Origin of the sequence: Bathymodiolus heckerae thiotrophic gill symbiont (assembly GCF_900128515.1) — a bacterium.
GTDB lineage: Bacteria > Pseudomonadota > Gammaproteobacteria > PS1 > Pseudothioglobaceae > Thioglobus_A.
The window spans coordinates 1-963 of record NZ_FQTP01000238.1 but is presented as its reverse complement, the minus strand read 5'-3'; the positions used below and the strand labels follow the sequence as shown (position 1 = coordinate 963).

The 963-nt window shown below is 37.4% G+C and carries 1 protein-coding gene; it reads right to left on the bottom strand.

All coding sequences use genetic code 11. The features are described from left to right. Positions 1–682 (bottom strand): outer membrane lipoprotein-sorting protein (locus tag BTHERMOSOX_RS11575; RefSeq protein WP_138121246.1); only part of this gene is annotated, 682 nt, incomplete at its 3' end. Positions 683–963 lie beyond the last annotated feature (281 nt).

The window sequence follows — 963 nt, the reverse complement described above, 5'->3', positions numbered from 1 at the left end:
AGCTAACGCGATTGTCATACCACCAGTTTGCATCATTAGCTGTAGACTTAAGCTTGTACACTTCTTTGCCGTCAACTGAACAATCTGCTTCTATTTTGGCATTTTGTGTCCACTTGTTACGCTTAATATCTTTCATTACGCTTAAACAACCTGTAAATTTAGTCATACCTAAAAGCTCATGGTTATCGTGCTTTGGTTTACGTAGTGTTACATCACCAAAAGTAAAGTCTGAGCCACCCCAAGCATCATCACGTGCAGGCTCGGCAAAACAACGAACTTTACGAATTGATGGAATGAAGATTTCGTATGATTGTGACTTATTCGCATCACTAAAATCGGTAATCAACATACCTGTACCTTTAAGCTTACCAGAGCGGAAAACCGCTAAATCTTGTGCGTTAACACCGGCAGCCTTAGGCGCGTTATTAAGGTAGCGCTCTAAAGTAAGCGTTAAAGGGTTTGAGTCTTTAGCACGCAGAATAAGTGCGGTAACATCTTTGCCTTTTTTAGTAATGGCGTAATTGTCAAAAGAATAGAAATGATTAACAAAGTAGTTTTGATTAGCCACATCATTAGCAGATAAGCCACTAGATTTATAGGCTAGATCTTTTGATACTGTAGCTGTTGCAACACCTGCTGCAAGACTGGCTGCGACTGCAACCGATAAAGCGATTCGCTTCATACCCCCCACGGATAAGTTATAAAAGTCTCAATATACCGTATAAACCATACTTGTCAAAAGGTTTTTGCACTTTTGTTACAAATTTCTCTAAAATCGTTTTTTTTTTTTTGCGAAATGCTTTTATATCAATCTTTTTAAAAGAAATGATACGAGCCTTGCCCGTATCAAAAAAAATATTGAAAATTTTATAAACACCTTTATTCAGATTGTTTACTTCTGTTTTTCATTATTTTTGGTGCTATCAGCTGACCTTGCACCCTTCAAGGAAGCATTAAACAGAA